The following is a 16,757-nucleotide window of genomic DNA, read 5'->3' as shown; positions in this document are numbered from 1 at the left end:
CATCATCTCGCTCTGATGGTCTTCGCGCAGGCGCGTCATCCCAGAGCCGCGGCGAGCTGCTCGGTGGTGCGCCGCTGCCAGCTGACGTAGTCGGTGCCCTCGGGCAGGGTTTCGGTCACGGTCACCACCGGTACGCCATGTGATTGTGCTGCTTGCTTGATCCGATCGGTGACCGGTCCGGCGGTCTGGGTATTGAACAGCAGGGCTGCAACCTGTTTGGTGTTGATCAGGTCCAGCGCGGCGGCGACGGCCGCGGGGGAGGGATCTTGGCCGTTCTCGGTCGCTTCCGCGAAATCGTGGGGTGTGCGGTCGACGAGATCGCAGTGGGAGATCAGGTGGCTCGCCACGGGTTCGGTAGCGAGGATGGCCTTGCCGTGGTGCTTTTCGGCGATGCCGTGTTGGAGATCCGAAATGGAATCGAGCTGCTGCCCAAACGTTTTGGCATTTGCGCGGTAGGTGTTGGCGTTGTCCGGATCGGCCTTGGCGAGCTCGTCGGCGACCTGGTTGGCCACCTGTTCGGCGACGTGCAGACTGTAGAAGACGTGCTCATTCTTGTCCGCGGAGTCGGCCGCAAGCAGCTGGTAGGCGTTGACCCTGGGCTGGCCGTCCTTGAGGAGTTTGTCCACGAAGGGGTCGTAATTGCCGCCGTTGTACACCACGAGGGTGGCGTCCTGAACCTTTGCGGCCGCGGCCGGTGTCACCTCGAACGAGTGGGGGTCGGTGTTGCCGCCGCTGACCAACGCGCTGACCTTCGCATGGTCACCGGCGACTGCCGCGACCACCGAGGCCCAAACGTCGGTGGAGGCCACCACCGTGGGTTCACCGGTCTGCTCGGGGGAATGGCCGCATCCGGAGAGCGCGAGCATTCCGATAGTCGCGACCGCCAACACCACGCGAGCAAGCACAGTTGACCTCCAGCTCATCCAGTAATGAAAACGATTTTCATTATGACGGATGAGGTAGTGCAAGTGCAAAACGTGTTCAACGTTCGCTGATGTTGGTGGCGAGACGCAGCGCCGGGAGCAGCAGCGATCGCGGAGTGAATCGTCCAGCCAGGGTCATCGCTTGTGGTACCGCCCCGGGGACCACGCTGCGAGACCCGCGCAGCATGCCCTTGATGGCTGCGGCGGAGACCTGCTTGGGTGAGACCTGCACACCGGGCACGCTGAACCGTTCCGCGCTGGCGATCTCGGCCCACTCGGTGGGCACCGGCCCCGGGCACAGCACCGTGCAGGACACGCCGGTACCCCGCAGCTCTTCGTGCACCGCCTCGGAGAAGGACTGGACGTAGGCCTTGGTTGCCGCATATGTCGCCATGTAGGGAATCGGCTGGAACGCGGCGACCGAGGCGATGTTCAGTACCGCCCCCGTGCCTCGCGCCACCATCCCCGCCACCGCGGCATGGGTCAATGCGACGAGGGTGATGACGTTGACCTCGATCTCCTCGCGTTCACGATCTAGCGGCATCTCGTGAAATATCCCGCTTGTGCCGAATCCGGCGGAATTGCACAACCCCGCAATGCGATTGGCGGCGATCCACTCGCCTAACGCGTCCCGGCCTTGGTCGACGCCAAGGTCGAGCGCCTGCACGTCGACCTCGATGCGGTGCCGGGCGCTGAGGATATCGGCGAGCTTGTCCATTCGGTCCTTGCGCCGCGCCACCAGGACCAGCGAGTAGCCGCGTTTGGCCAGCCCGTAGGCGAGCTCGGTGCCGATCCCCGAGGATGCGCCGGTGATGACGACCGGGCCGTTGGTGCCCGGCTTCGGCAGGCTCACCAGTGCACCCCGGGTGTCACGTCGATGAAGATCTGTTGCCCGCTGTCCACGTCCTCGGCTTTGAGATTCTTGACGCCCTTGGCAGCGTCGGAGTCGGGGAACATCTTGTAACCCTGATTACGTACCGCATCCATGATTTCCGGTGTCAGTGAGTCTGCAAGCGAGGCAATTCGCCCGAACGCCGAGGCGACCCGTCGCGGTCGCTCGGTGATCGCCTTGGTGATGACCTCGCCCGCCTCGTCGGGAGTCAGCGCCGGGAACTTTTTGTACAGCGTCGTCGGCGCGATCATTGGGGTGCGTACCAGCGGCATGTGAATGGTGGTGAACCGCAGTCCCTCGTCGGAGGTCTCGGCCTGGAATGCGTCCGAGACGGTGTCCAACGCCGCCTTCGATGCGATGTACGCACCGAACCGCGGCACCTTGGTCTGCACTCCGATGGACGAGATATTGATGATGTGTCCGAACTTGCGCTCCCGCATGCCGGGCATGAATCCGAGGATAAGATGAAGCGGTGCAAAGTAATTGAGCTGCATGGTGCGCTCGAAATCATGCGGGCGGTCATAGGATAGGGCAAGTGATCGTCTGATCGAGCGACCGGCGTTGTTGATGAGTATGTCCACCCTGCCGTGCTCGGCCAGCACGTCCTTGACCATACGATCGATCGCATCCAGATCCGACAGGTCGCATGGAAACACGTGAGCGGTGCCGCCGACCCCGCGGACCTGCACCGCGGTCTCCTGCAGTTTGTCCTCGGAGCGGGCCACCAGTAGCACCGTGCCGCCGGCCGCGCCGATCTGGAGTGCTGCGGCCTGGCCGATACCCGACGACCCGCCGGTGATCATGACGATCTTGTTGCGGACCGACGAGCGCAGACTCCGGCTCGGCGTGACGAGCTTGGCAATGGCGTGTGGGGTGAGTTGTCCGGTCGGCGTCGTCAGGGCCTTGTTGACCTTGCCGAACTGTTGCGACGCCAGCGAGCTGAGACGTTGCATGGGGTTCATGGGTGAACGCTATGCCCGCACCCGTCCTGAGCGCGGCGAAATGGCTCGTTAGGACAGCAGCGCTGCGCAGCGCAGCAGCCCGATGTGGCTGTACGCCTGTGGGTGGTTGCCCAGCGAGCGTTCGGTCACCGGGTCGTACTCCTCGGACAGCAGTCCGGTGGGGCCGGTGGCTTTAACCAGCTGGTCGAAGAGCAGCTCCGCCTGCGACCGCGCCCCGATCAGCAGATAGGCCTCGACCAGCCACGCCGCGCACAGGTGGAAGCCGCCCTCGCCGCCGGGCAGGCCGTCATCGCGGTGATAGCGGTAAACCGTTGCACCGCTACGTAATTCGGCTTCGGTGGCGATCACCGTCGCACTGAAACGGGGGTCGGTGGGCTCGATCAGTCCGGACAGTCCGATATGGAGGGTGGCGGCGTCCAGGTCGGTGCCGTCGTAGGCGGCGGTATAGGACTTGACCGACTCGTTCCAGCCCTTCTCGATGACCTCGGCGGCGATCTTGTCGCGCAGCTTTGCCCAGGACGGCGGCGTTTCACGCTGGAATTCGGTGGCTAGTTTTACCGCGCGGTCCACCGTCACCCAGCACATCACCTTGGAATAGACGTGGTGACGTGGATTACCGCGGATCTCCCAGATGCCATGATCGGGTTCGTGCCACCGGCGCTGCACGGCAAGAACCATGTCGGACACCAGGTTCCAGTCGGCATCCGTCAACGGATTGCCGTGTCCTAGGCGCTTGCGCGCATGGGTCAGATCGTGGATCAGCTCGACCACGGGGCCGAAGACGTCCAGCTGCACTTGGGAATTGGCGGCGTTGCCGACGCGGACCGGACGCGAGCCCGCGTAGCCGGGCAGGGAGTCGATCACGGCCTCGGGCGGCAGTACCGTCCCGGCCAGGGTGTACAGCGGGTGCAGACGGTCGGGGCCGGGAAGGTGCTCGAGCACCCGGTGCAGCCAGCCCAGCAGCCCCTCGGCCTCGCTCAGTGAACCCAGCGCCACCAACGCCGAGGCGGTCATGGACGCGTCTCGCAGCCAGCAGTACCGATAGTCCCAGTTACGAATGCCGCCAATGTCTTCCGGCAGTGATGTCGTCGCCGCGGCCAGGATCGCGCCCGACTCGGCATGGACCAGTCCGCGCAATGTCAACGCCGAGCGCTTCATCAGTCCGGGCTTGCGTTCCGGGAGGGCAAGAGTCTTGGACCAGTCGCGCCAGTACGATTCGGCGCGCCGTCGCATTTCGGATTCCGGAATCGGATTCTCGCCGAGGTCCTCTGTGCCACAGCGTAGTTCGAGAATCATTGGGCGATTGGAGCGGCTGATGGTCGCGGTCGCGGTCTGCTCGTCGGCGGTGATGGTCCAGGTGACGCCGGGGGCGCGCAGCACCATCGGATCGTTGGTGCCCAGCACGCGCAGGCCGTCCTCTTCGGCCACCAACTGGACGGGGGCCTGACCGAACTCGGGACGCGGCGCGAAGCTGATCACCGCGTCTGCCTCGCCGGTGACCACCCGAATCAGGTCGGTGCGTCCGGGGATTTCGTCGTGTGCCAGGTAGTCGGTGACTTGCAAACTGGCCCAGCGTGTTTCGATGGTCATGGTGCTGTCGACATACTGCTGACCGAGCGGCAGTGCAGACCGAGCGGGACCGATCGTGAAATGTCCGGCCTCGTCACCGCCGAGTAGGTGGGCGAAGACGGCCGCCGAGTCGGGTTCCGGGTGACACATCCAGGTGATGCCGCCGGTAGGCGTTACCAGTGCGATGGTGCGTGAATTGGCGAGCATGGTCAGACGTTCGATGGGTGTGGCGTGGCCGCCGAGCAGCCAGGTGCGGCGTTCCTCAAGCAGGAATGCCAATGCCGTACCCACCGATTCGGTGTCCGGGATCCGATATCCGGCGAGTGTCTGGCCGTCGCCCACCTTGATGCCCAGATCCGGACCGTGCAGGCGCGTAAAGACCTTTTCGTCGGTGACATCGTCGCCGAAGAACACCGCGGCGGTGGCGCCCTCCTGGTGACGCAGGATGTCGAGAGCGTGGCCCTTATCTGTGGGGATGACGGCGAATTCGAGGACCTTCTTGCCCTCGGTGACCTGTGCGCCCCACCCGTTGGCGACCGAGAGGGCTTGTGTCAACGCGGCGTCGCCGTCCTCTTCGGAGGCATTACGCACGTGCAGCGCGACACTCGCGGGTTTCAGCTCGATGGCCACCCCGGCGTACTCGGCGGCGATGGCCGATAACCGGCTGGTGATGGTCTTCAACAACGCCTTGGCGTCGCCGTCGATGGCGTGCACGAATCCGGCGTCGAATTCCGAACCGTGGCTGCCGACGAGATGCACCTCGGCGGGCAGCCGCGACAGGGTTGCCAGATCGCGCAGCGCACGGCCGGAGATCAGTGCGGACGTCGTCGACGGCAGCCCGGCCAAAGCGCGCAGCGCCGTGGTCGATTCGGGGTGGGGTCTGGCGTCATCGGGGTTGTTGACCAGCGGGGCGATCGTTCCGTCATAGTCGGAGGCCACCAGCAGTCGGGGTGTACGGGCGACCTCGGAGAGAGCCCGGCGCAATTCGACGGGCAGATCCTGCGCACTCACCACAGCTGGAAAGTCTACGTCCGCTACCTGTTTTTGCCCGGGTAGCAGGGGGCTCGGAGCTCCGAAAAATTACGTATCGCCGAGCAGTAGTCGGACGGTTCTGTCGAGGCGGTGGCTCACGTCGGTGGCAGATGCGCGCCGCGTCAACCAGGCAATCATGTTGGAGGTCCAGACATCTGAGATGACACGGGCGATGTGGAATTGCGCATCGGACGGGTCGTCATCACCGGCCATGGCGCGGGCGAAGATGCCGTCCATCAGCCGGCCCACGTGATCAACCTCACCGGCGGCGGAAGCGTCGGCGAAAACCAGCGCGCGCGTCATCGCCTCGGTGAGTAGCGGGTTGCGCTGCATATTGCGGTTCAGCCGGGTGATCGCCGTGTGTAGCCGTTCGTACGCGGTGCCGCCGCTGACGATGTTGCGATCCGTTTTTGCGTCGATCTGCTCGAATTCGCGCTCCAGCGCGGATACCAGTAGGTGCACCTTGGAAGGGAAGTAACGGTAGAGGGTGCCGACGGCGACATCGGCGCGTTCGGCCACGGTGCGCATCTGCACCGCCTCATATCCGCCCTTGGACGCGATGGCCAAGGTGGCGTCAAGGATGCGCTTGCGCCGCTCGCGCTGTGCGGTCGAACCCAGATCATCGTCGGACAGCGCGGAGATGGCGGCAGGCTGATTGGCCTCGTCGGTGTCTCCGCTGTCCGACTGCACGGTTTCAGTTGTCCGAGGCGTTGCCATTGCGTCTGTACTCCTTGTGCTCAATCCCGCGCATCCGCGCGATCGTTCCAGCGCACGACTATACGGATGCCTGTCGGCGGTTTCAGGTCTCCCTGGCCCACCGGTAGTGCTCTGTACAGCCTGAATGCGTTCCTACTACACTGAACCCAATCGAGATATTAGAACACGTTCTAGTCTGATTTGCCTTGAAAAAATGCAGGAGGAAACTGTGGCGGCATCACCTGGTCTTCGCGCAAGCGGCTCATCCGAAGTCCAGGAAGCCGCGCGGGACGCGGTCCGTCAGTGGGCAAAGAGTGCGGCGGTCATCGAGTCGGTTCGGAAGCTGGAATCCGCGTCTCCCGAGGCCCGGGCCTGGGGTTCCGCCTACGTCGGGCTCGCTGAGCTGGGCATTTTCGGTGTCGCCGTGCCGGAGGCCGCTGGCGGTTCCGGAGCCGGGTTCGACGACATGATCGCCATGGTCGATGAGGCCGCGGCGTCCTTGGTGCCCGGCCCGGTGGCCACCAGTGCGTTGGCCGCGGTGGTGCTGGCATCGGCCGGTCACGGTGAGTTGGTCGAGGCATTGGCGGCCGGCGAGCGCACGGCGGGCCTCGCCCTCGCCGGGGACCTGAGGGTCGCCGAGGGGCTGGTGTCGGGCGTGTTGCCCGCGGTGCTGGGCGGCACGGCCGACGGTGTGCTGTTGGCCCCCGGACCCGACGGATGGCTGCTGGTGGACTGTGTGGCCGTCGGTGTCGACGTGAACCTCAAGAAGGCAAACGACTTCTCCCGTCCGTGGGCCTCGGTCACCCTCAACGATGCCGTGGCGCACCCGGTGAGCCTGCCCGCCGCTGTGGTTGCCGATCTGGCCGCGGTGACGCTCTCGGCGGAGGCGGTGGGGGTGGCGCGCTGGGCGCTGCAGACCGCCGTCGAGTACGCCAAGGTGCGCGAGCAGTTCGGCAAGCAGATCGGCAGCTTCCAGGCCATCAAGCACATGTGCGCGGAAATGCTGTGCCGCGTCGAGCAGGCCGATGTGGCGGTGTGGGACGCCGCCGGGTGCGCGCAGGATGTGCTGGCGAACAATGGTGACTCTCAGCAGCTTTCGTTGGCGACTGCGGTCGCGGCGGCGGTGGCCGTCGATGCGGCCGTCGTCAACACCAAGGACTGCATCCAGATTCTCGGTGGCATCGGTTTCACCTGGGAGCATGACGCGCATCTGTACCTACGGCGCGCATATACGCTCCAGGCGTTCCTGGGTAAGCCCGCGGTATGGCGGCGCAAGGCCGCCGCGCTGACGCTGGTCGGAACCCGTCGGTCTTTGACCATCGACCTCGGTGAGGTCGAAACCCAGCGCGCGCAGGTCGCAGCCACTGCGGCCGAAATCGCCTCGACGCCAAAGGATGAGCACCAGATTCGGCTCGCGGAGACCGGATACCTCGCCCCGCACTGGCCCGCTCCGTACGGGGTGGGCGCCGGTGCCGCGCAGCAGCTGTTGATAGACCAAGAGCTGCATGCGGCCGGCGTCACCCGGCCCGATCTCGTCATCGGATGGTGGGCCGCCCCGACCATCCTGGAGCACGGAACTCCGGATCAAATAGCGCAATTCGTCGCGCCCACCCTGCGTGGGGAGATCGAATGGTGCCAGCTGTTCTCCGAGCCCGGTGCGGGTAGTGACCTTGCGGCGTTGCGCACCAAGGCGACCCGGGTCGACGGCGGATGGAAACTGGACGGACAGAAGGTGTGGAACTCCAAGGCGCAGGTCGCCGACTGGGCGATCTGCCTGGCCCGCACCAACCCGGATGTGCCCAAGCACAAGGGCATCACCTATTTCCTGCTCGATATGAAGACCCCCGGGATCACCGTGCGACCGCTGCGCGAGATCACCGGCGAGGAAATGTTCAACGAGGTCTTCCTCGATGGCGTGGTCATTCCCGACGAGAATGTGGTCGGCTCGGTGGACGACGGGTGGCGTCTTGCCCGCACCACGCTGGCCAACGAGCGGGTCGCGATGGCCGGTGGCGGAGCTCTCGACGAGGCCATGGAGTCGCTAATCGCCCTGATTGGCGATTCCGAATTGGATGTGGCGCAACTAGATACGCTCGGGTCGTTTGTGTGCTCGGCGCAGTCGGGCGCGCTGCTGGACCTGCGCACCGCGCTGCGTGCCATTGGCGGTCAGGACCCGGGCGCGGCCTCGAGCGTGCGCAAGCTCGTCGGGGTGCGTCATCGTCAGGGGCTCTCGGAGCACATCCTGGACTACATCGACACCCATGGCGCGGTGGAGTCACACGAGATGTGGCTGTTCATGCGCGACCGGTGCCTGTCGATTGCTGGCGGCACCACGCAGATCTTGCTCAGTGTGGCAGGTGAGCGGCTGCTCGGGCTGCCGCGCTAGCGACCCATCGGTGGCTCCGGATGCGGTCGAGCTTGACGTCGGTGCGCAGTGCGTCCGAGACCGTCTTTGACGGGCGACCATCTACGTCAAAACCGATGTCTGCCAACATGGTGACCATCTCGGACACGGTAGTGAGTCCATGGCGATGGATATGTAAGACAAGCAGATAGCGCAGATCGGTGTGTAGCGAGCGAGTCCGCGCGGTCATGTCTGTGCACGATGCCAAAGGGCCCTGACAATGAACCTGACATAAACCGGGACAGTGAACCGGGCGGCGAGTCGGGCCACATACATCTTGTGCCCGCGTCTATGCGACAAAGTCCTGCGTTGTCCACCGTCGGCCCATAGTTGTCGCATAGACGTGGGCACTAGGCGTACACGTACCCGCAAGGACTAGCTGAACCGCGCCACCGCGCAGGCGTCGGGCGAAATCACGCTGCGGCCACCGATGCTGGCCTCGACGTGGCTGCAGACGATGTAGTCGGCGTCGAGCTTGGGTTGCCCGGTTGCCCAGTCGGTGGGCTGGGTGGTGCCGGTGACCCGGAAGCGGTCGGTGTCGCCTCCACCGAAGTAGACGGTGGTGAGTAGCCAGGTGCTACCGCCGTTGTGCTCCACGGTGTTCGGGTTGTCGCCCCACTGCACCCAGAGGTAGTTCATGCGGTCCGAGGTGCGTAGTTCGGTGGTCTGCTTGGCCCACAGGTCGCCGCCGAACCCCTCAACCCCGTTGGGGGTACGAAGATTAAAGCTTGCGGTGTAGTAGCACTGCCGTTCGGCCTTGCGGCAGTCGGCGGTGGCATGCACCTCGAGCTGGCGGCCCTCGTCGACCGGGGTGCTGACGTCTGTGGTCTTGACCTCGGCGGAGGCAACACCCGGGGCGATCAGGGAAGCGGCCACCAGTGATGCGGCGGCCAGCGCCGGTTTCAGGGACTTCATGATCCTGGAATCGTATCGGCACGGTCGGGCGGGGGCGCCGAGATCTGTTTTCTGTACTCGGCGTTCACTCATCGAAGGTGACGTTGACGTCGTCGGTTTCGGGCACCGCCTGGCACGCCAGGATGTAGCCGTCATCGATGTCGTTCTGAGACAGGGCGTCGTTGACGAGCATGCGTACCTTGCCGTCCTTGAGGATGCAGGCGCACGTCATGCAGTGCCCCTCGCGGCAGGAGAACGGCGCATCCAGTCCCTTGGCAAGGAGCACGTCGAGCAGCACGGTTTCCCGCGGCCAACTGACCGTATGTGTCTCGCCGTCGAGTTCGACGGTGGCGCTGGCCGGCGGTTCATCGCCCTCGGCGGGCTCGGCGAGGACAACCTCGGCGAACGGGTCGCTTTCCAGTGAACGGAAGACTTCGACGTGTACGCGGTCGGCCGGCATGCCATTGCCCTTGAGTGCGGCTTCGGAGGCGTCCATGAACGGTCCGGGACCGCAGATGAAGGCCTCATGCCCGGCGAAGGGTGCGGCCACGGTGGCCAGCGACTGTTGCGACGGCAGACCCTGCACCGATTCGAGCCAGTGGATGACGGTCAGACGGTCCGGATGTGCGGTGGCCAGCTCACGCAGCGCGGCAGCGAAGATGACCGACTGCTCGTCGCGGTTGGCGTAGACGAGCACCACCTTCCCGCTGCCCTGCGACAGGGCAGACTTGGCGATCGCCATCATCGGAGTGATGCCGCTGCCGCCGGCCAGCAGTAACAGGTCGTGGTCGAGGTTCTTGGGGACGAAGACACCCGACGGCGCGAGCACGTGCATGTGCATGCCGGCGTGCGCGTTGTCGCAGATCCAATTGGACCCGTACCCGTTGACGGTGCGTTTGATCGTGACCGTCAACCGGTCATCGATATGCGGCGAGCTGGACAGCGAATAGCAGCGCGCCACCGAGCCGGTGCGATCGGACGGAATGCGCAGTGTGAGGTACTGGCCGGGTGCGTAGGTGAACTTGTCGGCGGCGTCCTTCGGAATGTCAAAGACCAGGGACCTGGAGTCGGCGGTTTCTTCGACGACCTCGGCGATCCGTACCTCGAGGACGTGCTTCCCTAGCGGAACGTCCGTCACGTGATTTCCTCCGTCGTTGGCTTCGTGCGGTCAGGCTCAACTAGAACCGAACTAGAACAGGTTACAGAATTGACCTTTGGCCCTACAACACCGTTGTTGCTTTGTTCCAGTTGAGCCCGCCTTCCCGGGGTGGGAGAGGCAATGTCGACACAGATCGAAACGTGTTCTAGTCTCAGCAGGGAACAACCGCTGTCACCGAGGGTGTGCCGTGGTTGTTGCGAACTACTAGCCCTAGTTTGTGCCGACTGATGCTAACTACAGCAGTGGAGGAAATGCAGTGACGACGACCGAACAGCGGGACGAGATTCAGGCGGTTCTCGCAGGAATTGACGACCTGCTGCCCACCCTGCGCAAGCGCGCGCAGGAGACCGAGGACCTGCGGCGTCTGCCCGACGCCACGGTCGCCGACCTGCAGGAAATTGGCTTCTTCAAGCTGCTGCAGCCGTCACAGTGGGGTGGCTTCGAGACCGATCCGACCGTTTTCTACGAGGCGGTGCGCCGTCTGGGCAGCGCGTGCGGCTCGACCGGCTGGGTCTCTTCGATCATCGGCGTGCACAACTGGCACCTGGCCCTCTTTGACCAGCGGGCGCAGGAGGAGGTCTGGGGTGAGGACACCAACGTGCGTGTGTCGTCCTCGTACGCCCCGATGGGCGCGGGAGTCGTCGTTGACGGCGGATACCTGGTGAGCGGTTCCTGGAACTGGTCCTCGGGCTGCGACCACGCCACCTGGGCGTTCCTCGGCGGCCCCGTCATCAAGGACGGCCGTCCCGTCGACTTCGGCAGCTTCCTGATCCCGCGCACCGAGTACCGCATCGACGACGTGTGGAACGTGGTCGGCCTGCGTGGCACCGGCAGCAACACCGTCGTCGTCAAGGACGTCTTTGTGCCGACGCACCGCTTCTTGTCGTACAAGAAGATGAACGACCAGACCGCCGGCGGCTACGAGACCAACACCTCTCCGGTGTACAAGATGCCGTGGGGCACCATGCATCCCACCACCATCACCGCGCCGATCATGGGTATGGCCTACGGCGCGTACGAGGCGCACGTCGAAGCGCAGGGCAAGCGCGTGCGTGCCGCCTACGCCGGCGAGAAGGCCAAGGACGACCCGTTCACCAAGGTGCGGGTTGCCGAGGCTGCCAGTGACATCGACGCCGGATGGCGTCAGCTGATCGGGAACGTGGGCGATGAGTTCGCGCTCATCTCGGCCGGACAGGAGGTCCCGTTCGAGCTGCGCGCCGCCGCACGCCGCGACCAGGTGCGCGCAACCGGCCGGGCTATTGCGTCGATCGACCTGCTGTTCGAGAACTCCGGTGCCACTGCGTTGTCGAATGATGCTCCGGTACAGCGGTTCTGGCGTGATGCGCACGCCGGACGCGTGCACGCGGCCAACGACGCCGAGCGGGCTTACCAGATCTGGGGTAACCACGCCTTCGAGCTGCCCGCCACCGACACAATGGTTTAGGAGAGCCGTACCCCATGAGCATTATCAAGGCGCTCGGATACATGCGGATCCAGGCCACCGACGTGGCGGCTTGGCGCGAGTTCGGGACCAAGGTGCTCGGCATGATGGAAGGTGCTGGCGATGACCCGTCGGCGCTGTATCTGCGGATGGATGATGTCGCTGCCCGTCTGGTGATCGTGCCGGGAGACAACGACCGACTGTTGGCCTCCGGTTGGGAGGTCGCCGACGCGCCGGCATTGCAGGCCGTACGGGAACGTTTGGCCGAGGCCGGGGTCGAGTACGCAGAGGGCACCAAGGCAGAGATTTCAGATCGCAAGGTCGAGGGTTTCGTCCGGTTCAACGATCCGTCGGGGAATGTGCTGGAGGTTTTCCACGGCGCTCAGTACCTGGGCCGCCGGTTCGTCAGCCCGTACGGCCACAAATTCGTCACCGCCGAACAAGGGCTTGGGCATGTGGTGCTCACGTGTACCGATGACGCCGCCGCGCAGGCGTTCTATCAGGACGTGCTCGGTTTCCAGCTGCGAGACTCGATGAAGCTGCCCCCACAGCTGGTGGGGCGTCCCGCCGACGGTGATCCGGTCTGGTTGCGTTTCTACGGATGCAACCCGCGGCACCACGCACTGGCGTTCATGCCGATGCCGAATCCGACTGGCATCGTGCACCTGATGGTGGAGGTGGAGAATTCCGACGACGTCGGCCTCTGCCTGGACCGCGCGAACCGGAGGAAGGTCAAAATGTCGGCCAGCCTGGGTCGGCACATAAACGACAAGATGTTGTCCTTCTACATGAAGACCCCCGGCGGGTTCGACATGGAATTCGGTTGCGAAGGACTGGAAGTCGAGGACGAGAGCTGGATCGCGCGGGAGAGCGTGGGGATCAGCCTGTGGGGTCACGACTTCAGCATCGGGTTCAAGTAGAGGTCCGCGCAGAGATGTCTGAACCGGAGATTGATCCGCGGACGTTCCGGAATGTGCTGGGGCAGTTCTGTACCGGCGTCACCATCATTACCACGACGCACGAGGACGCACCGGTGGGCTTCGCCTGTCAGTCGTTCGCGGCGCTGTCGTTGGACCCGCCGCTGGTGCTGTTCTGTCCCACCAAGCAGTCCCGGTCGTGGGCGGCCATCGAGGCCTCGGGCAAGTTCTGTGTGAACGTGCTCGCCGAGGACCAGCGCGAGGTGTCGGCGCGCTTCGGCTCCCGTGAGCCCGATAAGTTCACCGGAATCGACTGGCGGCCATCGGGTCTCGGATCGCCGATCATCAACGGGTCGTTGGCGTACCTCGACTGCGAAGTCGCCACTGTCCACGACGGTGGAGATCACTGGGTGGTGTTCGGGTCCGTCAAGGAGCTTGGCGAAAGCACCGCGATTCCGTCCGCTACCCGTCCGCTGTTGTTCTACCGCGGGCAGTACACCGGCATCGAGCCCGATAAGACCACGCCCGCCGATTGGCGCAATGACCTGGAGGCGTTCCTTACCGCCACCACCGAGGACACCTGGCTGTAACCGGCCCTCGGTTCGTTTCCTGTGCGGGCCTGGCCAATCCGGCGTAACGTCACAGTTCCAGGTGCTACCTCGGTGAGGGCGGGTCATGGCGTTGTACGAGTATCGGTGCGCGAACTGTGGCGATACCTCGCGTAAATTTCCGATGGCCACGGCGCCCGATACGGTGCCGTGCCCCGGCTGCCCCGCCTCGGCACGACGGCTTTTCGGTATCGCCGGAATGAGTCGTGGTTCCTCATCGCGCATGCGCTTGCTCGATGCCACCCATCGCAGTGCCAGTGAGCCGCCCGTGGTTTCCGCGCCGCCTCCGGCACGCCGATCAGCCCCGGTGACATCGAATCCCTTGCATCGCAAGTTGCCCCGCCCCTGACCGGAAGGACTGCCATGCCCGAAGTGTTGTTCCCGCTGGATTCGAGCAAGAAATTCACCGAGCAACAGATCGTCGGGCACAACCGGTGGCACCCGGACATTCCGCCGGCGGCAGTCGTGAAGCCCGGTACTTCGTTCCGTGTGCATTGCCGCGAATGGTTCGACGGCGCGATTCACAACGACGACTCCGCCGACGACATCCGTGATGCCCCACTGACCACGGTGCATGCTTTGTCGGGACCGTTCTCGGTGGAGGGGGCACAGCCGGGAGACCTGCTGATTGTCGACATCCTGGATGTGGGTCCCATCCCGCAGGAAGACTCCGGGCCGCTGGCTGGTCAGGGGTGGGGTTACACCGGCATCTTCCCGACTGTCAACGGCGGCGGATTCCTTACCGAGCAGTTCCCGGATGCGTACAAGGCGATTTGGGACTTCTCGGGGCAGACCGCCACCTCCCGGCATGTTCCTGGGGTCAGCTTCACCGGGATCGTGCATCCGGGGTTGATGGGGACGGCGCCATCGGCAGAACTGCTGGCGAGATGGAACGCTCGCGAGGGTGCACTGATTGCCACAGATCCCAACCGTGTTCCCGCGCTGGCACTTCCGCCGGAGCCCCGGGATGCGGTGCTCGGTGCGCTTACCGGGGAAACCTTCGACAGAGCGGCGGCTGAGGCGGCCCGCACCGCGCCGCCCCGGGAGAACGGTGGCAATCAGGACATCAAGAACCTGACCAAGGGCAGCAGGGTGTTTTACCCGGTGTTCGTGCCGGGCGGAAAGCTGTCGGTCGGCGATTTGCACTTTTCCCAGGGTGACGGCGAGATCACCTTCTGTGGGGCCATCGAGATGGGTGGCTTCATCGACTTGCATGTCGACGTCCTCAAGGGAGGTATGGACACCTATGGGGTGTCGGAGAACGCGATCTTCATGCCGGGTAATACCGATCCGCAGTATTCGCAGTGGTTGGCATTCTCAGGGACCTCGGTCACCCTCGACGACGAACAGCGTTACCTGGATTCGCATTTGGCGTATCAGCGCGCTTGTCTGCACGCCATCGATTACTTGACCAAGTTCGGCTATAGCCCGGAGCAGGCCTATCTTCTACTGGGCGCCGCGCCCATCGAGGGGCGACTGTCCGGCGTCGTCGATATTCCGAATTCCTGTGCCACTGTTTATATTCCGACGGCGATCTTCGACTTCCCGGTGACGCCCTCGGCCGCGGGCCCGGTGCAGATCGACGCCGGCCCGGGGGCACCGCGATCGGTTGCGTACTGAGTCGGCGTTATCGGGGTTCCTGCTGTGTGGCGCAGTGGATGCCACCGCCACCGGCGGCTATCCCATCGATATCGAGCTGAATCACCCTGCGGCCGGGAAAAACACGTTCCAGGGTGGATTTGGCCTCCGCGTCGGCACGCGGATCCCCGAACTCCGGGGCGATGACGCCGCCGTTGCACACGTAGAAGTTGATGTAACCCGCTGCGAAGTCTTCTGATTCGAACTCGTCGCGGCCCTGTTCGGGTGCTTCGAGCACTTCGACCTGCAATGCGCGTCCGGCTGCATCTGTAGCGGTTTCGAGGATCTTGAGATGCTGACGTGTCACGTCGTAGTCGAAGGAGTCTGGGTCGTTGTCCAGTCCGGCAACGACGACACCGGGCCCGGCGAATCGCGCGTAGAAATCTGTGTGCCCGTCGGTGATATCCATACCCGCGATACCCGGCAGCCAGATGATCTTCTGGAGACCAAGTAGGCGTTGCAACTCTGCTTCGACGTCCTTCTTGGAGCGCCCCCGGTTGCGGTTGTTGTTGAGAACGCAGCTTTCCGTAATGAGCGCGGTGCCCTCACCATCGACTTCGATCCCGCCGCCCTCCAGGACGAGATTGGTGTGTAGAGCAGGAACTCCGGCGAGCTTGGCGACTTCGTCGGCGACCTTGGCGTCGGAGTCGTGCTTCTGTTTGTTGCCCCAGCCGTTGAAGTTGAAATCAACGGCCGCGCTGCCGCTGTCGTTGCGAACGAACACCGGGCCGCTGTCGCGGATCCACAGATCGTCCAAGGGCGCGGGAATCAGGTCCACGTCGGGCCCTGCCAATTTACGGGCCAGCTCGGTCTCCTGCGGTCGCACCAGCATCGACACCGGCTCGAACTGTGCGATGGCCTGGGCGATCGCAGCGAGATTCTGCTGGACCCTTCGATTCAGCCGTTGGCCCCAGATCTCTTCACTCGCTCCGAATGCCATCCAGGTTCGCAGGTGTGGTTCGCCCTCGTCAGGCATGCGCCAGGTTCTGCCGTCGCTCACCTCGCCATTATTGTCGTCGCGTTCATCGGCGCAGGAAGTCAGCGCGAGGCCCGCTGCCACCCCCGCTCCGAGTTGGAACAGGTGTCGTCGGCGCATAACCAGATTGTGCCAAGTTATGCCGCGCGGGGGCGTAGGGCCGCGATGAGCCCCTCCGGATCGGTGACGCTGAGCTGAAGGCCGCCGACCGCGCCGAACGACATGGGCGCCTTAGGTTTGATGGGCGGGGAGTATTGGATGTCGACAATGCCGCAGCGTGAGCCGTTGACGAGCCAGCCGGTGCCGCTGGGGTGCACGCCCCAGGCCAGCGGCTTCTCAGCGCGAGCTATTGCCGATCGGATACTCGTCAGCGGGATCTGGATAGAGAAGGCCCATCCGTGCTTGACGGTGAGCGCGCCGTCTGCAACCCGGATGATCGTTCGCTTGCGGCCCATCAGTAATGCCGTCGCGAGCGGCAGGTACCAGCGGTCGTAGCGCAGTTCAAAGTCCATCGGACACCCCTGTCATGTGATCACCATACTGAGTGCAGCAAACGATAGAGGGGTGGATGTCTCGATGCGGCGGGCAGTTTATGCCCCTGGTCCCGAGCACGTGTGGCCGCACATCCTCGTCAATTGGGCTACTG

The 16,757-nt window shown here is 64.4% G+C and carries 16 protein-coding genes; 6 read left to right on the top strand and 10 right to left on the bottom strand.

Going from position 1 to position 16,757, the window contains the following annotated elements; all coding sequences use genetic code 11:
* Nucleotides 1–35: 35 nt before the first annotated feature.
* The 5 genes from FZI91_RS20465 to kstR form a co-directional block, all read right to left on the bottom strand.
* A complete protein-coding gene (locus FZI91_RS20465) occupies nucleotides 36–923 on the bottom strand; it encodes a metal ABC transporter solute-binding protein, Zn/Mn family (protein WP_155940960.1) in 888 nt (295 codons plus the stop codon).
* Between the two features lie 58 nt (nucleotides 924–981).
* Nucleotides 982–1,776, bottom strand: a complete 795-nt coding sequence (locus tag FZI91_RS20460) for an SDR family oxidoreductase (RefSeq protein WP_162525900.1) — start codon at nucleotides 1,774–1,776, stop codon at nucleotides 982–984.
* Nucleotides 1,773–2,777: an SDR family NAD(P)-dependent oxidoreductase gene (locus tag FZI91_RS20455; RefSeq protein ID WP_155940958.1), complete on the bottom strand. Its 1,005-nt coding sequence runs from the start codon at nucleotides 2,775–2,777 to the stop codon at nucleotides 1,773–1,775. Before FZI91_RS20455 ends, FZI91_RS20460 begins: the two co-directional genes overlap by 4 nt.
* A gap of 48 nt (nucleotides 2,778–2,825) precedes the next feature.
* Nucleotides 2,826–5,357, bottom strand: coding sequence for a trehalose-phosphatase (gene otsB / locus FZI91_RS20450; protein WP_162525930.1), 2,532 nt, complete (start codon nucleotides 5,355–5,357; stop codon nucleotides 2,826–2,828).
* A gap of 69 nt (nucleotides 5,358–5,426) precedes the next feature.
* Nucleotides 5,427–6,095, bottom strand: a complete 669-nt coding sequence (gene kstR, locus FZI91_RS20445) for a cholesterol catabolism transcriptional regulator KstR (protein ID WP_155940956.1) — start codon at nucleotides 6,093–6,095, stop codon at nucleotides 5,427–5,429.
* 208 nt (nucleotides 6,096–6,303) lie between these two features.
* On the opposite strand from kstR, the gene FZI91_RS20440 reads away from it, so the two are divergent.
* A complete protein-coding gene (locus tag FZI91_RS20440) occupies nucleotides 6,304–8,460 on the top strand; it encodes an acyl-CoA dehydrogenase (RefSeq protein WP_162525901.1) in 2,157 nt (718 codons plus the stop codon).
* Here the strand turns inward: FZI91_RS20440 and FZI91_RS20435 are convergent.
* The 3 genes from FZI91_RS20435 to FZI91_RS20425 form a co-directional block, all read right to left on the bottom strand.
* Nucleotides 8,420–8,668, bottom strand: a complete 249-nt coding sequence (locus FZI91_RS20435) for a hypothetical protein (RefSeq protein ID WP_155940954.1) — start codon at nucleotides 8,666–8,668, stop codon at nucleotides 8,420–8,422. The two genes, FZI91_RS20440 and FZI91_RS20435, sit on opposite strands and share 41 nt — an antisense overlap.
* Before the next feature lie 185 nt (nucleotides 8,669–8,853).
* Nucleotides 8,854–9,393, bottom strand: a complete 540-nt coding sequence (locus tag FZI91_RS20430; RefSeq protein WP_155940953.1) for a hypothetical protein — start codon at nucleotides 9,391–9,393, stop codon at nucleotides 8,854–8,856.
* A gap of 64 nt (nucleotides 9,394–9,457) precedes the next feature.
* The gene (locus FZI91_RS20425; protein WP_162525902.1) at nucleotides 9,458–10,510 is read right to left on the bottom strand and encodes a ferredoxin--NADP reductase; all 1,053 of its coding nucleotides are present in this window, start codon (nucleotides 10,508–10,510) and stop codon (nucleotides 9,458–9,460) included.
* 277 nt (nucleotides 10,511–10,787) lie between these two features.
* Between FZI91_RS20425 and hsaA the strand changes: the two genes are divergently transcribed.
* The 5 genes from hsaA (at nucleotide 10,788) to fmdA (ending at nucleotide 15,117) form a co-directional block, all read left to right on the top strand.
* A complete protein-coding gene (gene hsaA / locus FZI91_RS20420) occupies nucleotides 10,788–11,975 on the top strand; it encodes a 3-hydroxy-9,10-secoandrosta-1,3,5(10)-triene-9,17-dione monooxygenase oxygenase subunit (protein ID WP_162525903.1) in 1,188 nt (395 codons plus the stop codon).
* Between the two features lie 14 nt (nucleotides 11,976–11,989).
* Nucleotides 11,990–12,892 carry an iron-dependent extradiol dioxygenase HsaC gene (gene hsaC / locus FZI91_RS20415; RefSeq protein ID WP_155940952.1) on the top strand — a complete coding sequence of 301 codons (903 nt, stop codon included), beginning with the start codon at nucleotides 11,990–11,992 and terminating at the stop codon, nucleotides 12,890–12,892.
* Between the two features lie 14 nt (nucleotides 12,893–12,906).
* On the top strand, nucleotides 12,907–13,479 hold the full coding sequence (gene hsaB, locus FZI91_RS20410) for a 3-hydroxy-9,10-secoandrosta-1,3,5(10)-triene-9,17-dione monooxygenase reductase subunit (RefSeq protein ID WP_155940951.1): 573 nt from the start codon (nucleotides 12,907–12,909) through the stop codon (nucleotides 13,477–13,479).
* Nucleotides 13,480–13,564: 85 nt separating this feature from the next.
* A complete protein-coding gene (locus FZI91_RS20405) occupies nucleotides 13,565–13,846 on the top strand; it encodes a zinc ribbon domain-containing protein (RefSeq protein WP_155940950.1) in 282 nt (93 codons plus the stop codon).
* Nucleotides 13,847–13,860: 14 nt separating this feature from the next.
* Nucleotides 13,861–15,117, top strand: a complete 1,257-nt coding sequence (fmdA, locus tag FZI91_RS20400; RefSeq protein ID WP_155940949.1) for a formamidase — start codon at nucleotides 13,861–13,863, stop codon at nucleotides 15,115–15,117.
* A gap of 7 nt (nucleotides 15,118–15,124) precedes the next feature.
* Here the strand turns inward: fmdA and FZI91_RS20395 are convergent, their stop codons facing one another.
* On the bottom strand, nucleotides 15,125–16,231 hold the full coding sequence (locus FZI91_RS20395) for an agmatine/peptidylarginine deiminase (RefSeq protein ID WP_155940948.1): 1,107 nt from the start codon (nucleotides 16,229–16,231) through the stop codon (nucleotides 15,125–15,127).
* Nucleotides 16,232–16,248: 17 nt separating this feature from the next.
* A complete protein-coding gene (locus tag FZI91_RS20390) occupies nucleotides 16,249–16,623 on the bottom strand; it encodes a hypothetical protein (protein WP_155940947.1) in 375 nt (124 codons plus the stop codon).
* Nucleotides 16,624–16,757 lie beyond the last annotated feature (134 nt).

Origin of the sequence: Mycobacteroides sp. CBMA 271, assembly GCF_009729205.1 — a bacterium.
Lineage (GTDB): Bacteria > Actinomycetota > Actinomycetes > Mycobacteriales > Mycobacteriaceae > Mycobacterium.
This window is presented reverse-complemented; position numbering and strand designations above follow the sequence as displayed.